The organism is Yokenella regensburgei (assembly GCF_051486985.1).
In the GTDB taxonomy this organism is placed as follows: Bacteria; Pseudomonadota; Gammaproteobacteria; order Enterobacterales; family Enterobacteriaceae; genus CBFFRJ01.
This window is the reverse complement of the sequence record NZ_JAHVDV010000061.1, coordinates 1-6,021: the sequence shown is the minus strand read 5'-3', so window position 1 is coordinate 6,021 and position 6,021 is coordinate 1. Positions and strand designations below refer to the sequence as shown.

At 46.0% G+C, this 6,021-nt stretch carries 5 protein-coding genes and 6 pseudogenes; 4 read left to right on the top strand and 7 right to left on the bottom strand.

Translation table 11 applies throughout. From position 1 onward, the window contains the following. Positions 1-356, bottom strand: a pseudogene (locus KXR87_RS23085) (RHS domain-containing protein); the annotation flags it as partial. Here KXR87_RS23085 and KXR87_RS23080 point away from each other — a divergent pair. Then, positions 347-451 (top strand): annotated as a pseudogene (locus KXR87_RS23080) (transcriptional regulator); the annotation flags it as partial. The pseudogenes KXR87_RS23085 and KXR87_RS23080 overlap by 10 nt on opposite strands. Positions 452-530: 79 nt before the next feature. Beyond that, the gene (locus KXR87_RS23075) at positions 531-842 is read left to right on the top strand and encodes a SymE family type I addiction module toxin (RefSeq protein ID WP_437434519.1); all 312 of its coding nucleotides are present in this window, start codon (positions 531-533) and stop codon (positions 840-842) included. Between the two features lie 67 nt (positions 843-909). On the opposite strand, the gene KXR87_RS23070 is transcribed toward KXR87_RS23075, so the two are convergent. After that, a complete protein-coding gene (locus KXR87_RS23070; protein WP_437434518.1) occupies positions 910-1,374 on the bottom strand; it encodes a hypothetical protein in 465 nt (154 codons plus the stop codon). Continuing rightward, positions 1,368-2,290, bottom strand: a pseudogene (locus tag KXR87_RS23065) (RHS repeat domain-containing protein); the annotation flags it as partial. The gene KXR87_RS23070 and the pseudogene KXR87_RS23065, both read right to left, overlap by 7 nt. Positions 2,291-2,464: 174 nt before the next feature. Here KXR87_RS23065 and KXR87_RS23060 point away from each other — a divergent pair. Then, positions 2,465-2,775 (top strand): annotated as a pseudogene (locus tag KXR87_RS23060) (SymE family type I addiction module toxin). Positions 2,776-2,843: 68 nt separating this feature from the next. Here the strand turns inward: KXR87_RS23060 and KXR87_RS23055 are convergent. Continuing rightward, positions 2,844-3,329, bottom strand: coding sequence for a CPCC family cysteine-rich protein (locus tag KXR87_RS23055; RefSeq protein ID WP_437434517.1), 486 nt, complete (start codon positions 3,327-3,329; stop codon positions 2,844-2,846). Further along, a pseudogene (locus KXR87_RS23050) lies at positions 3,329-4,260 on the bottom strand (RHS repeat domain-containing protein); the annotation flags it as partial. The pseudogene KXR87_RS23050 and the gene KXR87_RS23055, both read right to left, overlap by 1 nt. A gap of 180 nt (positions 4,261-4,440) precedes the next feature. Here KXR87_RS23050 and KXR87_RS23045 point away from each other — a divergent pair. Next, positions 4,441-4,752, top strand: coding sequence for a SymE family type I addiction module toxin (locus KXR87_RS23045; protein WP_437434516.1), 312 nt, complete (start codon positions 4,441-4,443; stop codon positions 4,750-4,752). A 70-nt stretch (positions 4,753-4,822) separates the two neighbouring features. On the opposite strand, the gene KXR87_RS23040 is transcribed toward KXR87_RS23045, so the two are convergent. Beyond that, positions 4,823-5,290, bottom strand: coding sequence for a hypothetical protein (locus tag KXR87_RS23040; protein WP_437434515.1), 468 nt, complete (start codon positions 5,288-5,290; stop codon positions 4,823-4,825). A gap of 163 nt (positions 5,291-5,453) precedes the next feature. Further along, positions 5,454-6,021: pseudogene (locus KXR87_RS23035) on the bottom strand (RHS repeat-associated core domain-containing protein); the annotation flags it as partial.

The following is a 6,021-nucleotide window of genomic DNA, read 5'->3' as shown; positions in this document are numbered from 1 at the left end:
CTGTTCTGCCCTTCCCAGCGCAGTTCGCCTTCGATATCTGTCATCCGCTCCGGTGTGCCGTTCGGCTGACAGTGAAACCAGTAAATGTCGGGTGATTCCGTACCATCAATACGCGCCAGCGGCTCATAACTGCCCTGATCGCTGTAAACTTAAGTGAGCGGGACGCCGTCGTGGATTTCCTGCAACAGGCGGAAACCTTCCCACAGGAAACGGGTTGTGACACGTTTGCCAACGGGTTGTCCGCCCAACAGTTGCTGACGCGTTTTGCTGATACGCCTGCCTGACGGATCGTAGCGGAAGCTCACCCGGGTCTGGGGTTTATTACGATCACGCGGCTGGCTCAGCACCGGCCTCAGGGCGGGAACAACAGATCGAGATCATCAGCCAGTTGCCGCGAACCAGGCAGAAGCTGGTTTCCAGGATTTTAAACGTGACAGGAAAAACGCAGTAATAACAGCTAGATAACGCGGTAGCTAAGGGCGGCAACCCTTAACCACCGCTCACCACAACTAACTACGCAGGAGTTAATCATGGCTGAACGCGATTCTACGCCAGAAGTGACCATTACCAAAGCCCAGCGCCGGGTGAAAGTCGGCTCTGTCGGCATCTGTCACACCTACCGTAAAACCAAAGTCCCCACCCGTTACTCACAAAGCCCCAGCATCCACCTTAAGGGCGACTGGCTGAAAGAAGCGGGATTTGACACCGGGCGCGGCGTGACCGTGAGGATCACGGAGGGGTGCCTGACCATCATCGCGGACAACAACGAAGTGCAGGAGTTGCGGGAAGAACTTTACAAGGTAAAACAGGTGGTAAAGGGGATTAAGGAGGCGGTTGTTTAGTGGGCTGAACAGCGGTGGATAAATAAAAAATAAGCCGGGAGATTTAATTTCTTGCCCGGCTTTTATTTTAATCTATATAAGAAGTGCCAACAGAATTTCTGTCCTGTTTAATCATTTTTATTGCTAGTTCCCAGCCATCATCAACTTTTTTCCTCCCTGAAAAAATATATATAACATCTCCGGATGATAAATTCTTCTCCATCATATTATTTTTTTCAAATTCTACCTGACAAATGAAAATCATAGGTATATCTTCAATAAACCGCCAACTTGGTTCTCTAATCCATTTAGGTTTTTCATTCATGAACAGGAACTTTTTATTAAGGATATTAATCATCCATTCCTTGACATCTGCTGGGACAGATTTTATCCAATTCATGTCTGGTGCAGGATGCGATGTTAATAAATATTCATCATAAACACGTTTCATAAACAGTTCGGACTCACCGTGACCGATTCCTGCATTACAAGCGTTCGCAGCCAATTCAGACAAGGCTGCACAAAATAAGATGTAGGATCTATCCATTACCATGAGTTAACTCCCGTTATAACTTCAATAAGTTCAATTCCAGGATGCCTATATTTATCAACATCCTTATGTTGCCACGGATCTACCTCATCCAAATTGTTTTTATTATGAACTCTAGGGCCACCTTGCCTTTGAGGTATATTTTTGTGGTGTAACTCATATGATATATCTCTTACTTCTATTTTTCTTGTTTTATTTACTCTAACCTTAGCTCTGAATTTAGGTGCGCGACCAGCTACCATTTCCAGAATATTTCTTGGGGAATATAACCCTGACGGGTTGGCTAGTTCTTTTGCTCCAACATCTTTCCAATAATCTTTTTGCGCAGTAGACCAGCATTTCAGTCCTAACGGATCGATCCATGACAACGGATTCGGCGCGTATTGGTAGAGGTTTATCCCCCCCGCCAGCCCTATCGGATCCGGCTGCGTAAACCGTCCACACTCCGGATCGTAGTACCTGAACAGGTTATAGTGCAGACCCGTTTCACGGTCAAGGTACTGGCCCTGCATCCGCAGGTTTTGTGGATAATCCGTCGCCTTATGAGACGTCTCCCGCAGCAGTTTTCCCCAGACGCTGTTCTGCCCTTCCCAGCGCAGTTCGCCTTCGAAATCTGTCATCCGCTCCGGTGTGCCGTTCGGCTGACAGTGAAACCAGTAAATGTCGGGTGATTCCGTACCATCAATACGTGCCAGCGGCTCATAACTGCCCTGATCGCTGTAAACGTAAGTGAGCGGGACGCCGTCGTGGATTTCCTGCAACAGGCGGAAACCTTCCCACAGGAAACGGGTTGTGACACGTTTGCCAACATGTTATCCGCCCAACAGTTGCTGACGCGTTTTGCTGATACGCCTGCCTGACGGATCGTAGCGGAAGCTCACCCGGGTCTGGGTTTGTTACGGTCACGCGGCTGGCTCAGGGATGGAACAGCAGATCGACATCATCAGCCAGTTGCCGCGAACCAGGCAGAAGCTGGTTTCCAGGATTTTAAACGTGACAGGAAAAACGCAGTAATTACAGCCAGATAACGCGGTAGCTAAGGGCGGCAACCCTTAACCACCGCTCACCACAACTAACTACGCAGGAGTTAATCATGGCTGAACGCGATTCTACGCCAGAAGTGACCATTTCCAAAACCCAGCGCCGCTATAAAGTCGGCTCTGTCGGCATCTGCCACACCAACCGTAAAACCAAAGTCCCGACATATAACTCACATATCCCCGGTATCCACTTTAAAGGCAACTGGCTCAAAGAGACTGGATTTGACATCGGGCGCGGCGTGACGGTGAGGTTTCAGAAGGGTGCATCGTGCTGATCGCTGACTGTGACGAAGTGCAGGAGTTGCGCGAGCAGCTTTATCAGGTGCGGCAGGTGGTGAAGGGGATTAAGGAGGCGGATGTTTAGTGGGTTGAACAGCGGCAACTAAATAAAAAATAAGCCGGGAAGAGTTAATTACTTACCCGGCTTTGTTTTTATTTCTTTATATATATATCCTTATATAGCAGAACTCTTTCGATGTGTAAGGGTGTGTTTGTATAGGTATTTAAATAATCACCATTTAATTTACTGTATCCAGTATCACTCAATTTATCTGACTGCCAACCACAAACAGGACATATTTCAAAAACAGAATCATCTTGACTCTCAAAAACAATATACCCGCAAGATGCACAAGACACCCCCGTAATTTCACTATCAGGATGATCAATAATCTTTATATCATTTCCTGTGATTTCTTTTATCTTTTTTTCTAAATACTTATTTCTAACTAGTGGTGATATCTTATAATTATCTAAAAGATCATCATTGAATATTTGCTTTTTAGCGAGAGCGGCAGACTGCTCATCAATTACTCCGTTCTCATACAAAAAAACAGTTCTATCATCCAAGCTTAGAGTAAATAACGAATGATAGCCCAAAAACTCAATCACTTCGCTACGTAGAAATTCTGTACACATCACTTTGCTCCAGCCAAGTCAATTGCATCCTGGAATGGGGTACTACTTCGCCCATCATCTTTGTAATAAGTCCTTATCTCCCTTTTACCCATATGGCCTACAAAAATCTCACCAGTATCTTTATCGTGTCTAATTACAAAATTACCGACTTTTGCTTCTTGCATTGATGGTTTTAAAGGTTTGGTAGCAAATTCTTTAGCCTTTGCCATATATTGATTCTGAGTAATATTCCCAAACTCATGACCGTGTTTTTCATAGTGTCCTTGCAAGCCACTCTTACCTATTAATGGATTTTTATTTGGATTTAATCCTTTCCACTTAACAGAACCAGCAATACCACAATTTGTTAATCCCAGCGGATCGATCCACGACAGCGGATTTGGCGCATATTGATAGAGGTTAATGCCCCCATTCAGCCCTATCGGGTCAGGCTGCGTAAACCGTCCACACTCCGGATCGTAGTACCTGAACAGGTTATAGTGCAGCCCCGTTTCACGGTCAAGGTATTGGCCCTGCATCCGCAGGTTTTGTGGATAATCCGTCGCCTTATGAGGCATCTCCCGCAGCAGTTTTCCCCAGGCGCTGTTCTGCCCTTCCCAGCGCAGTTCGCCATCGATATCTGTCATCCGCTCCGGTGTGCCGTTCGGCTGACAGTGAAACCAGTAAATGTCGGGTGATTCCGTACCATCAATACGCGCCAGCGGCTCATAACTGCCCTGATCGCTGTAAACGTAAGTGAGCGGGACGCCGTCGTGGGTTTCCTGCAACAGGCGGAAACCTTCCCACAGGAAACGGGTTGTGACACGTTTGCCAACGGGTTGTCCGCCCAACAGTTGCTGACGCGTTTTGCTGATACGCCTGCCTGACGGATCGTAGCGGAAGCTGACCCGGGTCTGGGGTTGTTACGGTCACGCGGCTGGCTCAGCACCGGCCTCAGGGCGGGAACACCAGATCGAGATCATCAGCCAGTTGCCGCGAACCAGGCAGAAGCTGGTTTCCAGGATTTTAAACGTGACAGGAAAAATGCAGTAATTACAGCCAGATAACACGGTAGCTAAGGGCGGCAACCCTTAACCACCGCTCACCACAACTAACTACGCAGGAGTTAATCATGGCTGAACGCGATTCTAGACCAGAAGTGACCATTTCCAAAGCCCAGCGCCGGGTCAAAGTCGGCTCTGTCGGCATCTGTCACACCAACCGTAAAATCACAGTCCCGACATATAATTCACATATCCCCGGTATCCACTTTAAAGGCGAATGGCTGAAAGAGGCGGATTTTGACACCGGAACCGGCGTGACCGTGAAGATTTCGCAGGGCTGCATCGTGCTGATCGTCGACTGCGACGAGGTGCAGGGACTGCGTGAGCAGCTTTATCAGGTACGGCAGGTGGTGAAGGGGATAAAGGAGGCGGTTGTTTAGTGAACTAAACAACCGTGAGTAAATAAAAAATAAGCCGGGAACAGTTAATTTTCATCCCGGCTTTTATTTATTATTTACATGTCTTCCAAAAAGAATAATCGCCTATATATATTTCATTCAATTTCAAGTTTAATGGAATGCTATCTATATTGTCAGCTATCTCATCAAATGGTGGCGGCAATATAAATGAAAAACCAAAATCATCGTCTATAATAATGGCGCCGTTAAATATTCTTTGTCGAGAAGTAAGTTTTCTTATCTCTCCCATTTCTTGCCCGGCATATAATGATTTTTTATATAAGCCTTTATAATTTTGATTACATCCAATGGAAAATATATTCCCATCAGTTTTAGTTGATATAGTTAAAGTTTCATCCAATACATAGGCAAATCTCTTGCTCCCGTCAGGTAGAAGATACTCCTTGCACTCAACACAATGATCAGCATACATTTCAGTAAGGTAGACAGATATATTTGTATTTAACAGCACATTGCCCAACGAATGAAAAGATTTTATTTCTGCGGAAAAATCAAACATTTTATATTCCACCATTTACTAATACACCATCGATATAAACAGGAGAATCCTTTATAAGAGCGTAATTTTCAAAACCATCATGGCCTATACGCCCATATACAACATCTTCACCTCTACTATTAGTTCTATAAACTTTCCAGTAATCATTTCCATGAATATTTGGCTATTTTGCATTACCGCCAGGATGATAATCTAATTTATATGTTGTGCCAGATCTTGTCGTTTTCACATATTGTATATGTTGAATAGCATCAGGTCTGCCAGCTTGTGGATAGATCTTAGTCCAGCCTTTAGATGTTAAAAGGGAATCTACTTCAGCCGGAGTTTTACCTGTTAATTTATCCACCCATCTTTGGGTTATATTGTTCTTTTCCGCGAAGCCACACTTTAGTCCCAGTGGATCGATGTATTTCAGCGGATTCGGCGCATACTGATAAAAATTCAGCCCGCCTCTCAGCCCAATCGGGTCAGGCTGCGTAAACCGTCCACACTCCGGATCGTAGTACCTGAACAGGTTATAATGCAGCCCCGTTTCACGGTCAAGGTACTGGCCCTGCATCCGCAGGTTTGTGGATAATCCGTCGCCTTATGAGGCATCTCCCGCAGCAGTTTTCCCCAGACGCTGTTCTGCCCTTCCCAGCGCAGTTCGCCTTCGATATCTGTCATCCGCTCCGGTGTGCCGTTCGGCTGACAGTGAAACCAGTAAATGTCGGGTGATTCCGTACCATCAA